This window comes from Methylobacterium sp. 092160098-2 (assembly GCF_028920805.1).
Classification (GTDB): Bacteria; Pseudomonadota; Alphaproteobacteria; order Rhizobiales; family Beijerinckiaceae; genus Methylobacterium; species Methylobacterium fujisawaense.
Genome location: NZ_JAQPZJ010000001.1, coordinates 3,725,550 through 3,747,848, shown reverse-complemented (window position 1 = coordinate 3,747,848; position 22,299 = coordinate 3,725,550). Strand labels below are relative to the sequence as shown.

At 69.5% G+C, this 22,299-nt stretch carries 23 protein-coding genes and 1 tRNA gene; 13 read left to right on the top strand and 11 right to left on the bottom strand.

Annotated features, from left to right (window positions below):
• Window positions 1–27 precede the first annotated feature (27 nt).
• Together PQI07_RS17625 and rsmI are read right to left on the bottom strand one after the other, a co-directional pair.
• On the bottom strand, window positions 28–417 hold the full coding sequence (locus PQI07_RS17625) for a YraN family protein (protein ID WP_274927083.1): 390 nt from the start codon (window positions 415–417) through the stop codon (window positions 28–30).
• Entirely contained in the window at window positions 414–1,385 is a 972-nt protein-coding gene (gene rsmI / locus PQI07_RS17620) for a 16S rRNA (cytidine(1402)-2'-O)-methyltransferase (protein ID WP_043380193.1), read from the bottom strand. Before rsmI ends, PQI07_RS17625 begins: the two co-directional genes overlap by 4 nt.
• 134 nt (window positions 1,386–1,519) lie before the next feature.
• Between rsmI and PQI07_RS17615 the strand changes: the two genes are divergently transcribed.
• Window positions 1,520–2,785, top strand: a complete 1,266-nt coding sequence (locus tag PQI07_RS17615) for a penicillin-binding protein activator (RefSeq protein ID WP_179696824.1) — start codon at window positions 1,520–1,522, stop codon at window positions 2,783–2,785.
• On the opposite strand, the gene hemW is transcribed toward PQI07_RS17615, so the two are convergent.
• Genes hemW through rph form a run of 3 tightly spaced genes read right to left on the bottom strand, consistent with a single transcriptional unit; the run spans window position 2,786 to window position 5,339 of the window.
• A complete protein-coding gene (gene hemW, locus PQI07_RS17610) occupies window positions 2,786–3,961 on the bottom strand; it encodes a radical SAM family heme chaperone HemW (protein ID WP_043380088.1) in 1,176 nt (391 codons plus the stop codon).
• Window positions 3,962–3,999: 38 nt separating this feature from the next.
• The gene (gene rdgB / locus PQI07_RS17605; protein ID WP_274927082.1) at window positions 4,000–4,629 is read right to left on the bottom strand and encodes an RdgB/HAM1 family non-canonical purine NTP pyrophosphatase; all 630 of its coding nucleotides are present in this window, start codon (window positions 4,627–4,629) and stop codon (window positions 4,000–4,002) included.
• Window positions 4,626–5,339 (bottom strand): ribonuclease PH, encoded by a 714-nt coding sequence (rph, locus tag PQI07_RS17600; RefSeq protein ID WP_274927081.1) that lies wholly within the window; start codon window positions 5,337–5,339, stop codon window positions 4,626–4,628. The genes rdgB and rph overlap by 4 nt, the downstream gene beginning before the upstream one ends.
• Window positions 5,340–5,506: 167 nt before the next feature.
• Here rph and hrcA point away from each other — a divergent pair, with 167 nt between their 5' ends.
• A complete protein-coding gene (gene hrcA, locus PQI07_RS17595) occupies window positions 5,507–6,562 on the top strand; it encodes a heat-inducible transcriptional repressor HrcA (protein ID WP_085987606.1) in 1,056 nt (351 codons plus the stop codon).
• Between the two features lie 13 nt (window positions 6,563–6,575).
• Here the strand turns inward: hrcA and PQI07_RS17590 are convergent, their stop codons facing one another.
• Window positions 6,576–8,573: a methyl-accepting chemotaxis protein gene (locus PQI07_RS17590; RefSeq protein ID WP_274927080.1), complete on the bottom strand. Its 1,998-nt coding sequence runs from the start codon at window positions 8,571–8,573 to the stop codon at window positions 6,576–6,578.
• 258 nt (window positions 8,574–8,831) lie between these two features.
• Complete coding sequence (locus PQI07_RS37725) at window positions 8,832–8,969, bottom strand: DUF1236 domain-containing protein (RefSeq protein WP_335633083.1); 138 nt, start codon at window positions 8,967–8,969, stop codon at window positions 8,832–8,834.
• Here PQI07_RS37725 and PQI07_RS37720 point away from each other — a divergent pair.
• The 4 genes from PQI07_RS37720 (at window position 8,958) to PQI07_RS17570 (ending at window position 12,848) form a co-directional block, all read left to right on the top strand.
• A complete protein-coding gene (locus tag PQI07_RS37720) occupies window positions 8,958–9,776 on the top strand; it encodes a hypothetical protein (RefSeq protein ID WP_342462478.1) in 819 nt (272 codons plus the stop codon). The genes PQI07_RS37725 and PQI07_RS37720 overlap by 12 nt on opposite strands.
• A 102-nt stretch (window positions 9,777–9,878) precedes the next feature.
• Window positions 9,879–11,243, top strand: coding sequence for an MFS family transporter (locus PQI07_RS17580; protein WP_043758154.1), 1,365 nt, complete (start codon window positions 9,879–9,881; stop codon window positions 11,241–11,243).
• 86 nt (window positions 11,244–11,329) lie between these two features.
• Complete coding sequence (locus PQI07_RS17575) at window positions 11,330–12,511, top strand: alpha/beta hydrolase (RefSeq protein ID WP_274927079.1); 1,182 nt, start codon at window positions 11,330–11,332, stop codon at window positions 12,509–12,511.
• A 55-nt stretch (window positions 12,512–12,566) separates the two neighbouring features.
• Window positions 12,567–12,848: a DUF2312 domain-containing protein gene (locus PQI07_RS17570; RefSeq protein WP_020091862.1), complete on the top strand. Its 282-nt coding sequence runs from the start codon at window positions 12,567–12,569 to the stop codon at window positions 12,846–12,848.
• A gap of 41 nt (window positions 12,849–12,889) precedes the next feature.
• On the opposite strand, the gene PQI07_RS17565 is transcribed toward PQI07_RS17570, so the two are convergent.
• The gene (locus tag PQI07_RS17565) at window positions 12,890–13,879 is read right to left on the bottom strand and encodes a phosphoribosylaminoimidazolesuccinocarboxamide synthase (protein ID WP_274927078.1); all 990 of its coding nucleotides are present in this window, start codon (window positions 13,877–13,879) and stop codon (window positions 12,890–12,892) included.
• Window positions 13,880–14,133: 254 nt separating this feature from the next.
• Between PQI07_RS17565 and PQI07_RS17560 the strand changes: the two genes are divergently transcribed.
• The gene (locus PQI07_RS17560) at window positions 14,134–14,886 is read left to right on the top strand and encodes a Crp/Fnr family transcriptional regulator (RefSeq protein WP_043347678.1); all 753 of its coding nucleotides are present in this window, start codon (window positions 14,134–14,136) and stop codon (window positions 14,884–14,886) included.
• 183 nt (window positions 14,887–15,069) lie between these two features.
• Here the strand turns inward: PQI07_RS17560 and PQI07_RS17555 are convergent.
• The 3 genes from PQI07_RS17555 to PQI07_RS17545 all read right to left on the bottom strand — a co-directional run bounded on the left by PQI07_RS17555 (window position 15,070) and on the right by PQI07_RS17545 (window position 16,083).
• Window positions 15,070–15,145: transfer RNA gene (locus tag PQI07_RS17555), tRNA-Phe, on the bottom strand.
• A gap of 105 nt (window positions 15,146–15,250) precedes the next feature.
• Entirely contained in the window at window positions 15,251–15,433 is a 183-nt protein-coding gene (locus PQI07_RS17550) for a DNA gyrase inhibitor YacG (protein ID WP_075380462.1), read from the bottom strand.
• Complete coding sequence (locus PQI07_RS17545; protein ID WP_043380104.1) at window positions 15,430–16,083, bottom strand: Maf-like protein; 654 nt, start codon at window positions 16,081–16,083, stop codon at window positions 15,430–15,432. The genes PQI07_RS17550 and PQI07_RS17545 overlap by 4 nt, the downstream gene beginning before the upstream one ends.
• A 366-nt stretch (window positions 16,084–16,449) precedes the next feature.
• Here PQI07_RS17545 and PQI07_RS17540 point away from each other — a divergent pair, with 366 nt between their 5' ends.
• The 6 genes from PQI07_RS17540 (at window position 16,450) to PQI07_RS17515 (ending at window position 22,294) form a co-directional block, all read left to right on the top strand.
• A complete protein-coding gene (locus tag PQI07_RS17540) occupies window positions 16,450–16,659 on the top strand; it encodes a hypothetical protein (RefSeq protein ID WP_043347681.1) in 210 nt (69 codons plus the stop codon).
• Window positions 16,660–16,817: 158 nt separating this feature from the next.
• Window positions 16,818–17,063, top strand: a complete 246-nt coding sequence (locus tag PQI07_RS17535; RefSeq protein WP_043347682.1) for a hypothetical protein — start codon at window positions 16,818–16,820, stop codon at window positions 17,061–17,063.
• A gap of 236 nt (window positions 17,064–17,299) precedes the next feature.
• Window positions 17,300–18,508 (top strand): polyhydroxyalkanoate depolymerase, encoded by a 1,209-nt coding sequence (locus PQI07_RS17530; RefSeq protein ID WP_043380107.1) that lies wholly within the window; start codon window positions 17,300–17,302, stop codon window positions 18,506–18,508.
• 134 nt (window positions 18,509–18,642) lie between these two features.
• Window positions 18,643–21,273, top strand: coding sequence for a TIGR02302 family protein (locus tag PQI07_RS17525; protein WP_274927077.1), 2,631 nt, complete (start codon window positions 18,643–18,645; stop codon window positions 21,271–21,273).
• 66 nt (window positions 21,274–21,339) lie between these two features.
• Window positions 21,340–21,525: a twin transmembrane helix small protein gene (locus PQI07_RS17520; RefSeq protein WP_053609901.1), complete on the top strand. Its 186-nt coding sequence runs from the start codon at window positions 21,340–21,342 to the stop codon at window positions 21,523–21,525.
• Window positions 21,526–21,664: 139 nt separating this feature from the next.
• Window positions 21,665–22,294 carry an acyloxyacyl hydrolase gene (locus tag PQI07_RS17515; RefSeq protein WP_043380114.1) on the top strand — a complete coding sequence of 210 codons (630 nt, stop codon included), beginning with the start codon at window positions 21,665–21,667 and terminating at the stop codon, window positions 22,292–22,294.
• Window positions 22,295–22,299 lie beyond the last annotated feature (5 nt).

Genomic DNA, 22,299 nt, shown 5'->3' with positions numbered 1-22,299 from the left:
GAGACGCCGCGGTTCCTGACCGCGGCTTCAGAGCCCTTCGATCGTGAAGACCTGCTCGAGATGGGCCGGCCACCCGCGGGCCCCGACGAAAACGGCGTCGGCACGGAACGTCGCACCGGCACACCACGCGTTGCGCCCGATCCACGCCCTGACCGCGCGGGAGAAGCGCCGCCGCTTGGCGGCATCGATCGCTTCCCGCGCGTCGTCACGCTTGGCACGCGCCTTCACCTCCACGAACACGATGGTGTTCCAGCGCTGGACGACGAGGTCGATCTCGCCCCCGGCCATGCTCACGCGCCGGCCGATCGGCCAGTAGCCCTTGAGCATCAGTGCGGCCAGCGCCAGCCATTCGGCGTGGTGGCCGCGCCGATAGGCGGCGCGGCGCCGGCCGGTCCGGTCCGGCACAGCCCCGTTCATCCCTGGCCCCGCGCCAAAGCCAGCGCCCGCGAATAGACCTGACGCCGCGGCTGTCCGGTCTCGTCAGCGACGAGGCTGGCGGCATCCTTGATCGAGTGCCGCTCCAGCGCCGACAGGATCAGCGCGTCGAGGGCGGCATCCGCATCAATCGTTCGCTCCGGCGTCGTCGCCGCACCGATGATCACCACGATCTCACCCTTGGGCGGTCCTTCCTGGGCGAAGCGCTCGCTCAGGCTGCCCAAGGTATCGCGTCGGATGGTTTCGTAGAGCTTGGTCAATTCCCGTGTCACGGCGGCCGGGCGCTCCGGGCCGAGCACCGCAGCGGCATCGGCCAGCATGTCGGGCAGGCGATGCGGCGATTCGAACAGGACCAGCGTGCCGGGAACCTGAACCAGTGCCTCCAGGCGGTTGCGCCGGGCGCCGGCCTTCTGCGGAAGGAAGCCCTCAAAGAAGAAACGATCGGTCGGCAGACCTGCCGCGACCAAGGCCGTCATCACCGCCGACGGGCCCGGAACCGGCGTGATGGCGATCCCCGCCTCGATCGCGGCCTGGACCAACTTGTAGCCGGGATCCGAGACCAGCGGCGTCCCGGCATCCGAGACGAGAGCCAGGGCTTCGCCGGCGCGCAGCCGCGCGATCATCCGCTCCCGCACGGCATCGTTTGAATGCTCGTGATAGGCGAGCAGCGGTGTCGTGATCCCGTAATGCGCCAGCAGGTTCCGGGTGACGCGGGTGTCCTCGGCCAGGACCGCATCCGCGGCCGCCAGGGTGGACAGGGCCCGGATGGTGATGTCGCGCAGGTTCCCGATGGGAGTCGCCACAATGTGCAGGCCCGGCGACAGGGGCTCGGTCTCGCTCGCCAGACCGAAGGCCGTGAAGGTGGTGTTGCGCGGCCGATCGGGGGCGAGCTTCGGGGACGGAGCTCGGGGCGGGGCGGCGGGCCCCGGGGCATCGAATCGGCGTGTCATCATCGGTGATCTTGCCACACCGGCCGTCTCCCGTCGCGGTGAAGGCGTCCGACCGGGGGCAACTCTGCCGCTCCGCGTTTACAATTCGGATTCCGATCGTCAGGCTGCGGTGCCTGCCGAGAGGAGTCCGCGCGATGGCGCGCCCGACGAGCATGCGGGACCGTCTCGTGCGCGTCACCGCCCCGACCGCTGCGCTGTGCGCCGTCCTGCTGTCACTGGGCGGCTGCCTCGGCACCGACATCGCTCGGCGCGCGACGGCGCCACAGGCCGAGCTGACGCCGCCAGCGGCCGTTCCCGGGGCACTGCCACCCGCACCCGCAGGGCCGCCGATGCCGGCGGCGGGTGGCACCGGGCGCATCGGCTCCGGAGCCGTCAAGGTCGCCCTCGTGCTGCCGCTGACCGGCCAGGGGGCAACGGTGGGTGCCGCCATGCGCAACGCGGCACAACTCGCCTACGACGAGGCAGAGCAACCCGACCTGACGCTCCTGGTGGAAGATGACCGAGGCAGCCCGGACGGCGCCCGGGACGCGACGCAGGAGGCGCTGCGCCAGGGGGCCGAGATCGTGCTCGGTCCGCTCTTCGCCGGCAATGTTCAGACGGCTGCGGCCGCGGCCAGAGCGGCGGGCAAGCCGGTGGTCGGCTTCTCGACCGACGTGACCGTGGCCAGCCGGGGCGTCTACCTCCTGAGCTTCCTGCCGCAACCGGAGGTGGACCGCGTGGTCGAGGATTCCGTCGCCGGCGGAAAACGCTCCTTCGCGGCTCTGATCCCCGAGACGGCCTACGGCAATGCCGTGGAGGCGGAGTTCCGGGAGGCCGTTGCCCGGAAGGGCGCGCGGGTCGCCGCCGTCGAACGCTACCCGGCCGGCGCGCCGGGTCCGGCGGTGGAACGGCTGACCCGGGTCATCGCAGGGCCGGGCGCCACCGCCGACGCGCTGTTCATCCCCGAAACCGCCGATGCGCTGCCGGGCGTGGCCGCGGCGCTGACCAAGGCGGGGTTCTCGCCCGCCCGGATACGCCCCATCGGCACCGCCCTCTGGAACGAGCCGTCGCTCTTCGCCCTTCCCGCCTTGCAGGGCGGCCGCTTCGCCTCGCCGGACCGCACCGGGTTCTCGAATTTCAGCGGCCGCTACCAAGCCCGGTTCGGCGCCGTTCCGCCGCGCGTCGCATCCCTGGCCTATGATGCGGTGATGCTCGCGGCCGCCCTGTCCCGACGCTACGGCTCGCAGCGCTTCGCGGAGACCACCCTCACGAATGGCTCCGGCTTCGCCGGCATCGACGGGACCTTCCGCTTCCGGCCGGATGGGCAGAGCGAGCGGTCCCTGGCGGTCTATGAGATCCGCAACAATGCCGCGATACCCGTCAGCCCCGCGCCGCGGGTGCTGGCAAAGCCCGGGATCTGATCAGGCCGCAAGTTCGGCAACCAGGGCATTGAGCACCGGCGCCCCCTTGGCGGTCGCGGCGATGCGGCCGCCGGGAAGCCGCTCCAGCACGCCATCGCCGATCAGCATGCCGATGCGGTTGCCGTTCAGCGGCCGGCCCTTGAGGGCAGCGTAGCGATCCGGATCGATGCCCTCGCGAAGGCGAAGCCCCATCACCAAGAACTCGTCGGCCTGGTCGGCGGCCGTGAGCGTTTCGGTCTCGACGACGGCATGTCCTTCGCGCTCGACCCGGGCCAGCCAGGCTTCCGGCGACCGCTCGGTGACGGTCCCGATCCGTCCCCCCGCCGTCACGAGCCGCCCGTGCGCGCCGGGACCGATGCCGGCATACTCGCCGTAGCGCCAATAGAGCAGGTTGTGCCGCGACTCCGCCCCGGGCCGGGCGTGGTTCGAGATTTCATAAGCCGGCAGGCCGGCCTCTGCACAAAGTTCCTGGGTGACGTCGTAGAGGGCGCGTCCGACCTCGTCGTCCGGCGTCACCAGTTTGCCGGCGGCGGCGAGGCCGTAGAACGGCGTCCCCGGCTCGATGGTGAGCTGGTAGAGCGAGAGATGCTCTGCGGCCCGCGCCAGCGCCGCTTTCAGCTCCGCCCGCCACAGCGCCGGAGTCTGTCCGGGCCGGGCATAGATCAGGTCGAAGGAGGTCCGCTCGAAGGCCGACTGCGCCAGCGTGATCGCCTCCAGGGCCTGTGCGGCGTCGTGCAGGCGCCCGAGGGTCCGAAGCGACGCGTCGTCGAGGGCCTGGATGCCGAGGGAAACCCGGTTGACCCCGGCGGCGCGGTAACCCCGGAAGCGCCCGGCCTCGACGCTCGACGGATTGGCCTCGAGGGTGACCTCGGCGCCTTGAGCCACCGGCCAGTGTTCCGCGACGGCGTCGAGCAGGCCCGCCACGGTCGCGGGCTGCATCAGCGAGGGTGTCCCGCCGCCGAGGAAGATGCTGGTGACGGTCCGCCCCGGGGTGCGGGCGGCCGTGTGGGCGATCTCGGCCCGGAATGCCGCGAGGAAGCGCGGCTCGTCCACGCCCGCGTGGCGGACGTGGCTGTTGAAGTCGCAATACGGGCACTTCGCCGCGCAGAAGGGCCAGTGCAGGTAGATTCCGAAACCCACGTCGCGGGTCGGATGGTCCGGGCCGGTCGATACCATGATGACCGGGATGTGAGCGCGACCGCGCCGTTTGGCAATCAGGAACCGGAGGCCAGACAGGCCCGGCTCAACGCCACGAAGGCCCGGGCCCGGTGCGAGAGCCCCTGACCCTTCTGCCAGTCGACGCCGTGCTTCTCCTCGGCGCTCATCTCGCCGAAGGTGCGCGCGTGCCCGTCCGGCCGAAAGATCGGGTCGTAACCGAAGCCGGCGGTGCCCCGCGCCGCCACGACGTCGCCGAACACCCGCCCTTCGAACAGCTCGGTGTGGCCGTCCGGCCAAGCCAGGACCAGGGCCGAGACGAAATGGGCCCGCCGGTCGGCCGCGCCACGGTCGTCGAGCTCGGCGAAGATCCGCGCCATCGCGGCCGCGAAATCCTTGTTCGGGCCGGCCCAGCGGGCCGAGAAGATGCCCGGTGCTCCGTCGAGGGCGTCGACGCACAGGCCGGAATCGTCCGCGAAGGCGGGCAGTCCGGTGGCGTCGGCCGCCGCCTTCGCCTTGATGGCGGCATTCTCGGCGAATATCGTGCCGGTTTCCTCGGGCTCGGGCAGCCCGAGTTCGCCGGCCGACACCGCCTCGACCCCGAACGGCGCGAGCAGCTCGCGCATCTCGGTGAGCTTGCCGGCATTGTGCGTGGCGATGACCACCTTCCCGGTCAGGCGGCGGCTCACGCGATGGCCTCCTTCTGCAGGGCGACCAGCCGCTCGGTGCCGGCGCGGGCGAGGCCGAGAAGTTCGAGAAGCTGCTCCTGGGTGAAGGGCTCCATCTCGGCGGTGCCCTGCACCTCCACGATGCCGCCGCGCCCGGTGAGCACGAAATTGGCGTCGGTCTCGGCGGCGGAATCCTCGGCGTAATCGAGATCGAGGACCGGCATGCCCTTGTACAGGCCGCACGAGACGGCAGCGACATGGTCGCGCAGGGGATCGACCGAGATGATCGAGCGCGTCCGCATCCAGGCGAAGCAATCGTGCAGCGCCACCCAGGCGCCGGTGATGGCCGCCGTCCGGGTGCCGCCATCGGCCTGGATGACGTCGCAATCGATCGTCACCTGACGCTCGCCCATGGCCGGCTGGTTCGTGACCGCCCGGAGGGACCGGCCGATCAGCCGCTGAATTTCCTGCGTTCGACCCGACGGCTTCCCGGAACCAACCTCGCGGCGGGTGCGTTCGTGCGTCGCACGCGGGAGCATGGCGTACTCCGCCGTGACCCAGCCCTTGCCCGAGCCGCGCAGCCACGGGGGCGAACGCTCTTCGAGCGACGCGGTGCAGAGCACCCGGGTATTTCCGAAGCTGACGAGGCACGAGCCTTCTGCGTAGCGCGAGACCGCGCGCTCCAGGCTCACGGGCCGCAACTCGTCGGCGGCACGCTTGGAAGGCCGCATCGCGGGCCCCTTCTGTCGAGAGTGTCGAGGGCCGGGCTCTTAGGCCGCCGCGACATCACGGGCAAGCATCGCCGTACGGATTGATCCGCGCGGGTCGGTTGCGCATGATCGGACTACAGGATGACCGCGTGACACACCCCAGTCCCAACTTTGCCAACGGCCAATCCATGCAGGCCCTCGCCGCCCTCAATGAGCGCGCCCGCGAGATCTTCCGGCAGATCGTCGAGAGCTATCTCACGACCGGCGAGCCGGTGGGCTCCCGGAATCTCGCTCGGATCCTCCCGATGGCGCTGTCGCCGGCCTCGATCCGGAACGTGATGGCGGATCTGGAGCATTCCGGCCTGATCTTCGCGCCGCATACCTCGGCCGGACGCCTCCCGACCGAACTCGGGCTGCGTTTCTTCGTCGACGCGATGCTGGAACTCGGCGACGTCAGCCAGGACGAGCAGGCGCGCATCGAGGCACAGATGCGGGCCGCAGCCTCGGGCCACACGTTCGATTCCGCCTTGGCCGAGGCCTCGACCATGCTGTCGGGCGTCTCGCGGGGGGCCGGCGTGGTGCTGACCACCAAGGCCAACGTCAATCTGAAGCACATCGAGTTCGTGCGGCTCGATCCGGCCCGCGCCCTCGTCATCCTCGTCTCGGATGACGGCTCCGTCGAGAACCGCATCGTCGATCTGCCGCCCGGACTTCCGGCGGGTGCGCTTCAGGAGGCCACGAACTTCCTCAACGCGCGCCTGCAGGGCCGCACCCTGGGGTCGCTGCGCGCCGAGATCGAGGCCGGCCGCAAGGCCATGAAGCGCGAGCTCGACGCGATCACCGAACGCCTCGTCGATGCGGGGCTCGCAACGCCGGTGGGGCCGACGGAAGCGCGCCAATTGATCGTTCGCGGCCAGGCCAACCTGCTCGACGACCTGCGCGCGGTCGAGGATCTGGAGCGGATCCGCCTGCTGTTCAACGACCTGGAGACCCAGAAGGACGTCATCGACCTGCTGGCCCGTGCCGAGGGCGGCGAGGGCGTGCGTATCTTCATCGGCTCCGAGAACAAGCTGTTCTCCCTCTCGGGGTCATCGCTGATCGCGGCGCCGTTCCGCGACGGATCGCAGAAGATCGTCGGCGTGGTCGGGGTCATCGGTCCGACCCGCCTCAACTACGCGCGCATCGTGCCGATGGTGGATTATACGGCGCGGGTGGTGTCGAAGCTTCTGGACGGCGGCCGGTAGGTCCTGTCGGGCCTCAGGCCGCCCGAACCGAATCCAGGAATCGTGCGACCTCGACACCGAGGCGCGCGGAGTGCTGCGACAGATCCGATGCGGAGCCCAGGACCTGTCGCGCGGCCTCGCCCGTTTGCGCGGCGGCTCCGGCCACCCCGGCGATATTCACCGTCACGTCCGCGGTCCCGTCTGACGCCTGGGTCACGTTGCGGACGATCTCCTGCGTGGCCGCCCCCTGCTCCTCGATCGAGGCGGCGACGGCCGCGGCGACCGCGTTGATGTCCCGGATCCGCGTGACGATACCGTCGAGTGCCCGGGTGGCTTCGCCGGTGGAGCCCTGGACGCGCGCGATATGATCGTTGATCTCCTCGGTGGCGCGGGCGGTCTGCGCAGCCAGATCCTTCACTTCGGCCGCCACCACGGCGAAGCCGAGCCCGGCCTCGCCGGCCCGCGCGGCCTCGATGGTGGCGTTGAGGGCCAGCAGGTTGGTCTGCGCGGCGATCGAGGCGATCAGCCCGGCTGCGTCGCTGATCCGGGATACCGCCTCCGACAGCGCCTGCACGCGGTGTCCCGTCTCGTCGGCCTCGTCCACGGCCGTCCGGGCGAGGCGTGACGAGCCTGCGACCTGCCCGGCGATCTCGCGCACGCTCGCGCCGAGCTCCTCGGCCGCAACCGCGACGGTGCGGACGCTGGTCGAGGCTTGGTCGGCGGCCGCAGCGACGCTGCTGGATCGTGCCGCGGCCTGCGTGGCGGTGTTTGTCAGGGCTTGGGCGGTGGCGTGAAGCTCGGACGCTGCCGACGACACCGAACCGACGATCGTGCCCACGGCCTCTTCGAAACCATCGGCGAGCGCCGTCATGGCCCGCTTGCGCTCCGCTGCGGCCGCCGCCTCGGCCGAGCGCCGAGCCTCTTCCTGCTCACGTGCCTTCTGCGCCACAACGGCCTTGATACCCTCGACCGCCCGCCCGACCATCCCGATCTCGTCCCGGCGCCTGGCCTCGGCGATCTCGGTATCGAGGTCGCCGAGGCTCATGCGCTGTAGGACTTCGACAAGTCGATCTAGGGGATGTGTGACAGTCGCGGCCATCATCCGGCTGACGGTGACGGCCAGCAGAAGCAGCGTGATCGCGGTTGCGATGGCCAAGTTCTGCGCGAGGTGCGTGATGGGTGCGAACGCGGTGGCGTGGTCGACCGAAAGCGCGATGTACCAGTCGAGCGCCGGCGGCAGGTTTGGGACGCGTGCGAAGACCGTGCGGACGGACCGTCCCGCCTCGCGCGTGTCCGCCGCCCGACCGGCGGCGATGCCGGGAACCGGACCGTCGATCAGCTCCGACAGGGGCTTGCCGATGAACGCGGCCCGCGGGTGGATCAGGATCGTGCCAGCGCCCGACACCAGATAGGCATAACCGCCGTCACCCGGCGCGACCTCGGTGATCATCCGGGCAAGAGCCGAGACGTCGAAATCGCTTCCGACCACGCCGCCGAGACCGTGCGCCGCATCCTTCACCGGCGCCGCCGCCGTGATGATGAAGGTGCCGCGACTGGCGGAGATGTACGGCTCGGTCAGGATCGGGCCGTCCGTCGCGGCGGCCTGCTTGTACCACGGACGCTGACACGGATCGTAACCCGGCGGAATCTCGGCCTTGGGCATCTTGGTGTAGAACCCGTCCGGACGCCCGAAGAAGCTGACGTAGAACGAGTCGCGGATGATGGGCGCGTCGAGCACACGATCCGTGTCCGACTCACGGCCGCCAGCGGTGATCTGCTGAGCCATCATCTGCGTCAGATCGAGCTTGCCGCGCAGCCAGTTGCCGACACTGCGGGCGGCAGATCCGCTCAAGCTCGACATGTTGGCGTCAACGTCGCCCTGCAGGGTGCTGGACTGGGACAGGTACAGATAGGACGAACAGGCGACGAGGGCCGCCGATACGATCGCGAGAATCAGGAGTGTCGCGCGACCCGATATCCCGACGCGTCCACGGCGTGCCGCTCCAGAAAAGCCACCGATTTCAATCGACATGCACACCCCGATCTTCAGGAGTCGCGCCTGACGAGGCCTAATTCAAACCTAACCCGCGACCTGTGGCGTCTGTGTTCTTTTTATCAGATCGTGGATGGCATGGATCAGGACGTCGATCGGGCGCGACACCATTTCCCGCGCAAAGCCGGTCCGCGCCTTGTCGGGCGCGGACCGGATCGACGGTGATGATCGTGTGCTTTGCTTGCGCCGGTGTGTCGGCGGCCGGAAGAGCCGTTTCGACCGACGCGCGGCCAGGCATTAGGCCGGGATCACGTCCACGATCTCGTAGGTGTCGGGGTCGATGATCACGATGTCGTCGCGCACGAGGATGAACTCGTAGCCCTCGTATTCCGGCACGATCGAGATGATCGCCGGCGGCAGCCGGTGCAGGGTCACCGACCGCGGGATCGCGGTGCCGACCGCGAGACCGAAGGCCACGTCCCGGAGCGGCGACACGCCCAGGCGGGTGATCGAGCTGCGGAACTCGGTCCGCTGCCGGGTATCGAGGCGGCCGACCGCACCGCGAACGGCGCCGCCCTCGCGGGCGCCGGCACGTCCGCCCCGCTCGCCAGCCGGACCGCGGCCGCCCCGATCGGGGCCGGCTGCGTCGCGATTGCCGCGCTCGCCGCCGGCACCGGGTTCACGGGCACCGCGCTCGCCCCGGTCACCGCGATCACCGCGATCACCGGCATCGGGCTTCGCGGCCGGGCCGGCCCGACCGGACGATCCGTCGCGCTCGGCGGCGCCATCCGGGCGGCCCGGTCCCTCGGCACCACGACCCGCCGGTCCACCCGGCTCGGCGCCGCGCGGACCGCCCTCGGCACCGCCTGGCCCGCGCATCGCGCCGCCGTCCGCGCCGCCGGCACCGCCCCGCATCCCGCCGCCAGCGCCGCCGCCAGCACCGCCGCCACCGGCCGGACCGGCGCCCGCGCCGGCAGCTCCACCGGGACCGCCGGGTCCGCCGCCGCCGGGGCCGCCCCCGCCGCCTGGGCCGCCCTGCGCGAATGCCGTTGCCGCTCCGGCCACGACGATGGCCGCCGCAACCGTGTCTCTCAGAATGCGCTTCATGGCCTCTCCTCCTGCGGCCGTCGGACAATCCCCGACGCCCATGCCGGCCCGCAACGGGCCTCGGGGCGAACCGTTCCGTCCCGCGGCGTCGTGGCCATGCGGCCGGTGACACCCGCGCGCGCTGTCCTCGGCTAAGTCCGCTCACGGTCTTGCGATCAGGCCCGTCACCTGTAACGTCGCGCCGCACCAAGTAGAGACCGGCCCAGGCCGGCATCGAGATTGATCGACGGAGACGCCATGTCCGCCTCGCGCGACGATACGATCGGTATCGCACCGAGCGCCCACGATGACGCCGCAGACCGCAAGCGCCGCATCTGGGCCATCGTCGGATCGTCCTCGGGCAATCTCGTCGAATGGTACGATTTCTACTGTTACGCGTTCTTCGCCCTCTACTTCGCGCCGGCCTTCTTTCCGAAGGGCGATTCCACCAGCCAGCTCCTCCAGACCGCGGGCATCTTCGCGGTCGGCTTCTTCATGCGACCGGTCGGCGGCTGGCTGTTCGGGCGCATCGCCGATCGTGTCGGACGCCGGACCTCGATGGTCGTCTCGGTGCTGCTGATGTGCTTCGGCTCGCTGCTGATCGGCATCCTGCCGACCTACGAGCATGTCGGTACCCTGGCCCCGGTGCTGCTGCTCCTCGCCCGCATGCTCCAAGGACTGTCCGTCGGCGGCGAATACGGCACCTCTGCAACCTACATGAGCGAAGTCGCGATCAAGGGCCGGCGCGGTTTCTTCGCCTCCTTCCAGTACGTCACGCTGATCGGTGGCCAGCTTCTGGCCTCGCTGGTCCTGGTCCTGCTCCAGGCGGTGATGACCGGCCCGGAACTGACCGCCTGGGGCTGGCGCATCCCGTTCTTCATCGGCGCCGGGCTGGCGGTCGTCGCACTCTATCTGCGACGCTCCCTGGCCGAGACGAAGGACAGCAGTGACAAGGAGACCGCCGGCACCTTCGCCGAGCTGTCGAAGCACTGGCGGGCGTTCCTGGTCGTCGTGGCCTACACGGCGGGCGGCTCCCTGAGCTTCTATACCTTCACGACGTATATGCAGAAGTATCTCGTCAACACCGCCGGCATGCCGAAGACCTCGGCGTCGCAGACGATGACGGTGGTGCTGTTCGTCTACATGATCATCCAGCCGATCTTCGGCGCGCTGTCCGACAAGATCGGCCGCAAGGCGAACATGCTGCTCTACAGCGGCCTCGGCACACTCATGGTGGTGCCGCTGATGACGGCGCTCGGCACCAACAAGGATCCCTATCTGGCTTTCGCGCTGATCACCCTCGGGCTCGCGGTCGTCTCGTTCTACACGGGCATCAGCGGCATCGTGAAAGCGGAGCTGTTCCCGACCAACATCCGCGCCCTCGGAGTCGGCCTCTCCTACGCGGTGGCCAACGCCACCTTCGGCGGCACCGCCGAGTTCGTCGCCCTGTGGTTCAAGGACAACGGGATGGAGAGCACGTTCTTCTGGTACGTCACCGTCCTGATGGCGATCGCCTTCGTGGCCTCGCTGATCATGCCGAACCCCAAGGTCCACGGCTATCTCGACGGCGCCGGCACCGTCGAGGAGGCGCTGGGGAAGAAGCGCGGCCTCGCACACGCCTGATCGGTGGGCCGTCCGGCTGGACCGGGCCCGACTTTCACGCTGATATGCCTCCCGCCGGACGCGCCAGACGTCCGCGGGAGGACGCCATGCTCAGGAAGGCCGCCGCCGGGGCACTGACTCTGCTCTGCCTCGCAATCGCTTCGGCATCCGAGGCCACCGAGGGGGGCTCCGGCGACACGCCGTTCAAGCCGAAACAGCCCGCGGGCTATTTCTTCGTCGGCGGCCGCTCCGCGACGGCGGCAGGCAAGACCACGGCCTCCGGGCAGATGTTCGTGGAGTATCGCGCACCGGCGCGGGTGACGCAGCCCTATCCGATCGTCCTGGTGCACGGCACCGCCCAGACCGGGACCAACTTCCTCGGCACGCCGGACGGACGGCCTGGCTGGGCTGACCGCTTCGCCGCCAAGGGTTTCACGGTCTACGTCGTGGATCAGGTCGGGCGTGGCCGCTCGGGCGGCGATCCGGAGACCTACGGACCCTATGCCCGCCTGCCCGTCGAGGATCTGGAGACGGTGTTCACCGGGCAGGAACGCGTCCCGCTCTACCCGCAGGCGAAGCTGCACAGCCAGTGGCCGGGGGGCCCGGGGGTGCGCGGCAACGCCGCCTTCGACCAGTTCTACCTGTCCCAGGTGCCCTACATCGCCAGCGCGCTGAAGAGCGAGGAACTGGTCGATCCGGCCCTGATCGCCCTTCTGGAGAAGATCGGCCCCGCGATCCTGCTGACGCATTCGCAGGCCGGCGTCTTCGGCTGGGCGGTTTCCGATCAACGCCCCGACCTCGTGAAGGCGCATGTCGCCGTCGAGCCCAACGGGCCGACCTTCTTCGACATCCGCTTCAAGGGCGGCGCCGATTGGTACGAGCGCGTCGGGGAGGCGCGGGCCCGGCCCTACGGCATCACCCGGGTGCCGCTGCATTTCGAGCCCCCCGTGAGCAGCCCGGCCGATTTGACGGTCGTTCAGGACGACCGCGCCGCCGCACCCGACAAGATCCGTTGCTGGCTTCAGGCCGAGCCCGCTCGAACGCTGCCGAACCTCGCCCGCGTGCCCGCCGTGCTCGTCACCGCCGAAGCCTCGTTCCGCGCCACCATGGATGATTGCACGGCTGCATTCCTGGCCCAGGCGGGCGCGAAACCGGACCGGCTGGCGCTCGCCGAGCACGGCATCCACGGCAACGGTCACATGATGATGCTGGAATCGAACAGCGATGCGGTGGCGGATGCGATCGTCGGCTGGATCGAGAGCCGGGTCCACGCGCCGGGCCGTCCTTAACCGGTCGCTTACCCTGTCCCGGCGAGGGTGCCGCCGTCATCCGACAAGGGAATGCATGACCGACATGACCGACACCGTGGGCGTCGCGGGCGACCGCATCCGCTCGATCATCGAGCGCGTGGAACGGCTGGAGGAGGAGATCAAGGACCTGATGGAGGCCAAGAAGGAGGTCTTCGCCGAGGCCAAGGGCGAGGGTCTCGACGTCAAGGTGCTCAAGGAGATCCTGAAGATCCGCAAGCAGGACAAGGATGAGCGCGACGAGCAGGAGACGCTCCTCGACGTCTACCTGCGCGCCATGGATGCGCCCTCGCCGGCCCCGATCGCGGCCGCGGCCTGATCCTCTCGACGGAGTGCGGCGCCGCGCGCGCCGCCCTCCCCTCAGGACTGCGGGGAGCCCGCGAGATAGGCGGCGATGTTGCGCCGGATGCGCTCCAAGGGCTCCTCGCTCGGATCCGGCAGGATGAAGCGCGCCCCCGTGATCGTCTCGTAGGCGCGGATGTAGACCGCGGCCGTCTCCAGGACGACCTCCGCGGGAATCTCCGGAATCGGGTCCTTGTACGGATCGCAGCGGGCGACGACCCAATTGCGCACGAAATCCTTGTCGAAGCTCCCCGGCGCGGAACCCGCGGCGAAGCGCTCCGGATAGCTCTGCGCGAACCAGTACCGGCTGCTGTCGGGCGTATGGATCTCGTCGGCGAGGACGATCCGGCCTTCGGGATCGGTGCCGAACTCGTATTTCGTGTCGGCCAGGATGAGACCGCGCTCGGCCGCCAGCGCCGTGCCGCGGGCGAACAGCGCCAGCGCCGCGTCGGACACGGTGCGCCACTGCTCGGACGTGAGCAGCCCGCGTTCCAGAATCTCGGTCTCGGTCAGCGGTTCGTCGTGGCCACCGTCGAACGCCTTGGTGGTCGGCGTGATGATCGCCTCCGGCAGACGCTCGTTCGGCCGCATGCCATCCGGGAAACGGTGGCCGTACATGTCCCGCTCCCCGGCGCGGTAGCGCGTCAGGACCGACGTGGAGGTGGTGCCGGCGAGGTAGCCCCGAACCACCACCTCCACCGGCAGGATCTCCAGACGCCGGCCCACGACCACGTTCGGGTCGGGATAGGCGATGACGTGGTTCGGGCAGATGTCGGCGGTCTGCTCGAACCAGTAGCGCGCGGTCTGGGTCAGGACCTGGCCCTTGAAGGGGATCGCCGCGAGCGCCCGGTCGAAGGCGCTGATCCGGTCCGAGGTGATGAGGATGCGCCGGCCGTCGGGCAGGTCGTAATTGTCCCGGACCTTGCCGCGATAATGGTTCGGCAGCTCGGGCAGGGTCGCGTCGCGCAGGACCTGGTGCGCGTGCGGGGCGAGATCTGCCGTCTTCATCGGGCTTTCCGTCAGGCTGTGCGGCGACTGCGCCGCCTGATCTCTGTGCGCGGATGGGGCGGAGAATTCCAGTCCCGGGTTTCACCGAGGCCCGGCGCGCAGCCCCGGCCACCACCCCGACCCCCGCGGCTGCGGGCGAGCAGCCCTGCCGCTCTGGCCGGGCCCGGCCGTCGGCCCTATCCTTGCCGTGGATGGCAGACGGTGAATTGCCGACTGCGAAATGCTGGCCGGTGCCGCCGGACGGCCGAGGCGCAATGTTCGAGACACCGCACCAAGCAAGCCGACAACCTTTCCTGCGCCGGATCGAGACCGTCGCCCTGTTCACGCTCAGCGATGCGGAGCGGGCCGCCCTCGTCGCGCTGCCGATGCAGGTGGCGCAGTTCGAGCCCAATCAGGACATCGTTCGGGAGGGCGACCGCCCGACCCGAAGCTTCACCCTGCTCAGCGGGATCGCCTGCACTTACAAGTCGACGCTGGCCGGCAAGCGGCAGGTGATGACCTACCACGTGCCGGGCGATGTGCCCGATTTCCAGAGCCTGTATCTGGAGGTGCTCGACATCAACATCGCCACGGTCAGCGCCTGCAGGCTCGGCTTCGTTTCGCATGAGGCGGTCCGCGGGCTGATGCGTGCGCATCCGCGCCTCACCGAGGTCTTCTGGCGCGCCACCCTCATCGACGCCGCTCTGGTCCGCGAGTGGATGCTCAACACCGGTCGCCGCGACGCCTACGCGCGGATGGCCCACCTGTTCTGCGAACTCGTGACCCGCCTCGGCGCGGTCGGGCTTGCGCCGGATCGGACCTGCGAGCTGCCCATGACGCAGCCCGAACTCGCAGACGCCCTCGGCATAACGTCCGTTCACGTCAATCGCACGATCCGGGATCTCAAATCGGCCGGGCTGATCACGCTGCGCGACCGCCGCCTGACCGTCCACGACTGGCCGGGGCTGCAGGCCGCGGCCGGGTTCGATCCGGCCTATCTGCATCTGCGGGATGCGGAGACTCGCTGAACCGGGCGGGAGAGCGCAGGCTTCCGAGCTAACGAGGGCGCGCTGTCGCCCTGCCCGACGTATCGCCGGCCGTCGAAAGCCAAAGCCAAGCCGTCGCGAAACTGCAGTCTGGATCTATCGGTATGAAGATAACGTGGCGCCGTTTTCGCTAACCGTTACCGGAGCGGGCACTCAGCGGGAAGATGGTGCCCAGGGGCGGAATCGAACCACCGACACTGCGATTTTCAGTCGCATGCTCTACCAACTGAGCTACCTGGGCGTCGTCCGCGCCGGTTTCGGCCTCGGACGCCGCGGGGTATAGTCAGTGCTTCGCGGCCTGTCCAGCCTTGCCGTGACGTCGGCATGACGGAAATGCCGGAAAATTTCATCGCTCCGGATCGGGCTCGGGCGGAACCTCGTCGGAATCGAGGTCCTCGGGGATCGCGTAGCGCTCGTTGAGCCACCGTCCGAGATCGACGTCGGCACACCGCTGAGAACAGAACGGCTGGAATTCCGGTGTGGACGGTTGCCGACAGATCGGACAGGGCGGCCGGCGCTCGCTTCTCATGCCAGGGCGCCCCAGCCAGCCCGCACGGGATACCCCTCCCCGTCGAGGAGGCTCAGGGTCTCGTAGAGGGGCAGCCCGACCACGGCGCTGTAGGAGCCGACCAGTTTGACGACGAACGCCCCCGCCAGGCCCTGGATCGCGTAGCCGCCGGCTTTCCCGCGCCATTCGCCCGACGCCACGTAGCCCTGGATATCGCGGCCCGAGAGCCGCTTGAATCGGACGCGGGTCTCCACGATCCGCTCCCTGCGCCCGCGGGGCGAGAGGACGCACACCGCCGTGTAGACGCGATGCTGACGTCCGGAGAGCAGGCGCAGGCAATCCGCGGCCTCGTCGGGGATCTCGGCCTTCGGCAGGACCCGACGCCCGACCGCCACAACCGTATCGGCCGACAGGAGCCAAGTGGGCGTGGTGGTGTCCTGGAGGTGCAGCGCCGCCTCGGCCGTCGCGAGCTTCGTCCGGGCGAGGCGGCGTGCCAGTTCGCGGGGCGGCTCGGCCTTGCGGGGCGTCTCGTCGATCTCGGCCGGCAGGAGAGCCGCCGGTTCGATGCCGATCTGCTGCAGCAGCGCGAGGCGGCGCGGCGAAGCGGAGGCGAGCACAAGTCGCGCCGTCGGCCCCTGCGTCGCGCCGATCGCTTCAGGTTTGGCGTCCATGATGTTCCGTTCGCACAATCGACCGGAGCCGTGCGCGCCCTGCGCGGCGGCCCTTCGTCGGCCGGGACAGGCTCGATCCACCCGCCTGATAAGGGATGGGGTCGGGCTTGTGAACTCGGAGGGGCTTCGGCAGATCTCCCAGACCCTGGCCGGCCCGGGTCATGATCCGGGATACCCCCGCCCGCCCGCCGGCAAGAGTTGGCCGACCGGGCGCCGCGGCCGGCACTGTGATCGCGCCGCGGCAAGCCAGACTAGAGGTGCGGCCCGGCGATCTGGCAAGCTTAGAGCAAGACCTCGTCCGCGACCGTAACCGACCGTTAACTACGTGCGGCTGAGAGTGTTGTCCTCCGAAGGGGATCGACATCGATGCTGAACGCTGATCCGCTCCTGCAGCGCCCGACGCTGGTAACCACGGCCCTGCTCGCCCGTGCCCTCGACGGGCTCCGGCCGCAGGTCACGTCGCCGGTCGAGATGTGGCAGCGTCTCACCGAGCGGTACGTCGTCGATCTCGACGCCGTCGCGGCCCTCCTGCCCGCCGACGAACCGGAAACGCACTGGCTGTCGTCCCGCGACTGAGGGCGCGCAGATCAAGTATTCCGCCGTCCGCCCAACTGGCACACGACGTGCTTGAAGGGTCCGGCAACCGGGAGGAAGCACTCAGGCAACGACAACGCGGCGGCTCGCACGCCAGAGCACCCCGCGGACCTTTCGATCGCTCGAAGCTGAGGTCCGTCATGTCGGAACTGCTCTCTGTTGCCTTGGTCTGTGCCGGTACGCTTCTGGCTCAGGATTGCTCCCGCGACACCGCCCTGGACGTCATCATCGCCCCGGCGCATACGCCGATGGAGTGCCTGATGCACGCCCAGACGATGGCAGCCCAGGCCGGGTTGCCGGGGGGCAGCGACCGGTATCTCAAGATCGCCTGCGAGCATCGCCGGACCGAAGGCGAACCCCGCACGGTCGTCCGGCGCGCGTCCTGACGCGGCCCGGCGCGTCGGCGGTGTCCGTGCCGTCGCGCCCGGCCGCGATTTGGTCTGGTGCATCAAAGCCACGTCACGATTTTTCTTGTTCGCATCCGCCGCTCGGACAGTTGCCGCCTCCGGGAACGGGACCCATCCTGCACGGCCAAGCTGATGCAATTCAAACCCCGGCATCCGCCACCTTTGCCGCCCCGATGGCCCGCGTGCCGGGCAGGGCTCCAGCGAGTGCCTGCCCGATGCTGTACGACGCGTTCGACCTGCAGACCGACATCGCTGCCCAGACCCGGGCATGGGGCCGGCTGCTGAACGACATCTGGTCGCCCTGGATCGGGTTGGGCGAGCCGGTCACCTGGATGTCCGCCGGCGCCCGGATGATGATGCGCGCCGGTCTGACCTTCGCCCGGCCGCCCTACGGCATCGAGACGGTCAACGTCGGGAACCGGAGCGTCCCGGTCTCAGAGGAGCCGGTCGAGGTCACGCCGTTCGGGACGCTGCTGCACTTCAAGAAGGACATTCACACCGAGCAGCCCAAGGTGCTGATGGTCGCGCCGATGTCGGGCCATTTCGCCACGCTGCTCCGCGCCACCGTGCGCACCATGCTGCCCGACCACGACGTCTACATCACCGACTGGCACAATGCCCGCGACGTGCCGCTGTCGGAAGGCCAGTTCGGTTTCGACGACTACGTGGGCCACCTGATCCACTTCCTGCAGACGATGGGTGAAGGCGCCCACATGGTGGCGGTCTGCCAGCCCGCCGTTCAGGCCCTCGTGGCGGCAGCCGCGATGGCGCAGGCGAAGGATCCCGCCGCCCCGCGCAGCATGACCCTGATGGCCGGCCCGGTGGATTGCCGCATCAACCCGACGGGCGTGAACGCACTCGCGACCTCAAAGCCCATCGACTGGTTCGAGAAGAACCTGATCGCGACGGTCCCGACGCGCCACAAGGGCGCCGGCCGCAAGGTGTATCCGGGCTTCATGCAGGTCTCGGCATTCATGGCGATGAACGCCAAGCGCCATATCCAGGGTCACGCCGATCTCTTCTGGCACATGGCCAACGGCGAGCGCGAGAAAGCCGAGGCGATCGAGACCTTCTACGACGAGTATTTCGCCGTGCTCGATCTCGCGGCCGAATTCTACCTGGAAACGGTCAAGACCGTGTTCCAGGATCACGCCCTGGCTCGGAATGCGGTGAGCTATCGGGGGGAGCCGATCGACCTGCGAGCAATCCGCCGCACCGCCCTGATGACCGTCGAGGGCGAGCGCGACGACATCTGCGCGGTCGGCCAGACCATGGCGGCCCATGATCTCTGCTCGGACCTCGCCCCCTACATGCGGACCCATCACCTCCAGGCGGGCGTCGGCCATTACGGGGTCTTCGCGGGGCGGCGCTGGGAGTCGCAGATCTACCCGCAGGTGCGCAACTTCATCCAGGCGCACAACTGACCGCGACACCGGGGAAGCGTCGCGCCGATTTGACCCGCCGACCCGGGCGGCCCACCATGCTACCGTCTTCTGATGGGAGCCCGGTTCGCGTGGTTCCTGGGGCCACTCCTGCGGCGTGAGGCGGAACGGTCGGCGTGATCGGCACCGAGAACAAGACCAGCGCGGACGGCCCGACAACGGTCTCCGCACGGCTCGACCGGCTGGTGGCTCGCGCCCGGGCGGCAGCCCTCTGGGAGCAAGCCTGGCCTGTCCTCTGGCGGGGGATCGGGGTCGGACTGATCTTTCTCATGCTGTCCTGGTCGGGGCTGTGGCTCGATCTCACGCCGATCTGGCGCCAGATCGGCCTGGGCATCCTGGGCCTCCTCCTCGTCGCCGCGCTCGTACCGCTGATCCATATCGCCCGGCCCGATCGGCGCGTCGCCCTGGCACGGCTCGATCGCGAGGCGGCGGCCCGCGATCCGGCCCTGCGTCACGGACCGGCCTCCGCGGCGCAGGACAGCCTCGCCGTGGGTGCCGCCGATCCGGGAAGCCGGACGCTCTGGGAGCTCCATCAACGGCGGGCCGCGCAGGCGGTCTCGGCCCTGCGGGTCGGTTTGCCGAGGCCCGGCATGGTCCGGCACGATCCGTTCGCCATTCGCGCCGGCCTCGTGGTCGCCGCCATCGCCAGCCTGTTCGTCGCCGGACCCGAGTGGCGTCAGCGCCTTGGCGCGGCGTTCGACTGGCAGGAGCCCGCGGCGCAAAGCCCCAATTTCCGCGTGGACGGCTGGATCGACCCGCCGCTCTACACGCGGCTTCCGCCCCTCCTGATCGCCATGGACGGAAGCGATCAGCGCCTGCGCGCCCCCGTCAACGCGCAGCTGATCGTGCGGATCGCCGGTCAGGGTAAGGCCGCGTCCGAGACGACGCTGACACCCAATGCCGGCCTGGTCCCCGTCCCTGGCCAGGAGGCGCGCCCCGACCTGCGCGAGGAGCGCTATCGCATCGTTGGCGGCGCCGAACTGACGATCGTGACTCCCGCAGGCCGGCAACGCCTCACCGTGGACGCGATCCCCGACCGGCCGCCGGAGGTGACGGCCGTCGGCGGCCCCGAAGTGAACGGCCGCGGTACCTTCAACCTGACCTACCGCGCGAAGGACGATTACGGGCTCAGTTCGGCGGAGGCCGTGATCGAGCCGCTGAAATCGGCCCGTGCTCTGGTCCCGGTTCCCCACATCAATCTGGCATTGCCCGGGGACGCCAACGGCGAGTCCGACACCAAGACCCTGGTCGACCTGACCGACAGCCCATGGTCCGGGGCGCGGGTCCGCTATCACATCGTCGTCAAGGACGAGGCCGGTCAGGAAGGCCGGACGCCGGATGCCGAGATCGTCCTGCCGGCGCGCCCGTTCCGCGAGCCGCTGGCGCGGGCGCTCGCCGAGGAACGACGCCGCCTCGTGACGGCACCCGATACGGACCGCCGGTGGGTTCAGGGGGCCCTGGACGCCCTCCTGGTCGCGCCCGACACGTACACGCCGCAGCCTGCCATCTTCCTGGGCCTGCGGACGGCCACCGAGCGGCTGCGCCGCGCCCGGACGGACGCCGATCTCATCGCGGTGGCCGATCTCCTGTGGGAGATGGCCCTGAAGATCGAGGACGGTGACCTTTCGGATGCCGAGAAGCAGCTCCGCCAAGCCCAGGATCGCTTGAAGGAGGCGATGGAGCGCAACGCGCCCGACGACGAAATCAAGCGCCTGACCCAGGATCTGAAGCAGGCGCTCGACAAGTTCCTGTCGGAGATGGCGCAGAAGCAGGGCCGCGAGCCTCGCGAGCAGAGCGATCGCGGGCAGAACAATGCTCAGTCGAAGACCGTCACGCCCGAGGATCTCGATAAGATGATCCAAGACATGGCGGAGGCCATGAAGCGCGGCGACACCGCCGAGGCACAGCGCCTGATGGAACAGCTGCGCAACATCCTGGAGAACCTGCAGACGGCCGAACGCGGAAACCGGTCGGATCAGGCGTCCCGCGAGATGCAGAAGCAGATGCGCGATCTCGACGCCATGTCCCGCGAGCAGCAGGGCCTGCGCGACGAGACCTTCAAGGACGGCGAAGAGCCGCGCGGCGGCCAGCGCCAGCAGAATCGCGGGCAGCCGCAGCAAGGCCAGCGCGGACAGCAGGGCCAGAGACAGCCGGGTCAGCAAGGCCAAGGACAACAGGGCCAAGGACAACAGGGCCAAGGACAGCAGGGCCAGGGGCAGCAGGGCCAAGGGCAGCAGGGCCAGAAGGGCGATGTCGGAGAGCGGCAGCAGGCGCTTCGGCAGCGGCTCGAAGATCTCCAACAGCGCATGAAGGAGAACGGCATGCGCGGCGAGCAAGGTCTCGCCGATGCCGAGGAAGCCATGCGCGAGGCCGAGAACGCCCTGAAGGACGGCGATTCGAGCGGGGCGGTCGACGCGCAGGGGCGCGCCCTCGACGGCCTGAAGCGCGGCGCCGACGGCATGGCGCAGCAGATGCAGGACATGGCCGAGGGCCAGGGCGAAGGCCAGCAGGACGGCGGTCAGCAGCCGGGGCAGCAGGGCCAGGCCGGGGCACGGGACGACGATCCCCTCGGACGTCCGACGCGCGGCCGCGATATGAGCGACGGACGTGTCCGCGTGCCGACAGCCGATGAATCAGCGGTCCAGCGCGCCCGGCGCATCATGGAAGAGCTGCGGCGCAAACTCGGCGACCCGACCCGCCCCCGCGAGGAACTCGATTATTTCGAGCGCCTGCTCCGCCGCAACTGAGCGTCCGCACCCTCACGACGCGCCGAGCCGGATCACGGCTCCGGCCCCACCCGGATCCCCACCCGCATGTCGTCGAATACCCTCGTCCTGATCGCCTGCCTTGCCGTCGCCGCCGTCCTGCTCCTGGGCTTGGCCAACATGATGCGGGGCGGCAGCGCCAGTCTCTCGCAGAGGCTGATGCGCCTGCGCGTGCTCCTGCAATTCGTCGCGATCGTGATCATCATGGGCGTCGTCTGGTGGCGCTCGGCCTGAATTCCGCCGGGACGGGTGTGACCGCGCCGCCGCACCGAACACCTTTCCGCCCGGTAACGGATGAATTGGCCGCCGCATATCGCGGGCCTCTGCTACGCTCGGTAGAAGCAAATCGCTGCGCCTAACCGGCCGAGCCCGCATGACTGCCCCTTCCCGCCTCTGTCTGTTCGGCATCCTGACCGGGGCGGCGATCATGCCGGCTTCGGCCGCGGACGCGCCACCGCCGCCGCCTGCCGCCTACCTGGCCCCCGTCCAGCCGCTCAGCATCGTGTCCGAGATCCGGATCGGCGGCGCGGTGCAGGACCCGGGCAGCGCAGAGGGCAAGCTTCCCGGGTTCAGCAAGGCGAACGTCAACGGCGAGATCCTCTTCGCCAAGCCGATCCTCAGCGCCGATCCGTTCTGGCAGGCTTTCGTGCCGCGGCCGACCGTCGGCGGCAGCTACAACACCGGCGGCCGGACCAGCTACGCCTATCTCGGCGCGACCTGGACCCTCGAAGTCTTTCCTGAGACCTTCAATCGCCGCGTCTTCCTCGACGGGTTCTTCGGCGGCGTGGCCCATAACGGCTGGACCGGCCCGAAGGCGGAGACGCCCTACGGCTTCAACACGCTCGGGTGCTCACCCATGTTCCGCGAGGCGGCGGCTCTCGGCTTCCGTATCACGGAACATTGGAGCATCATGGCGACGATCGAGCACATGTCGAATGCCGGGCTCTGCGCGAATAATCGCGGCCTGACGAATTACGGCGGCAAGATCGGCTACACGTTCTGAGGCAT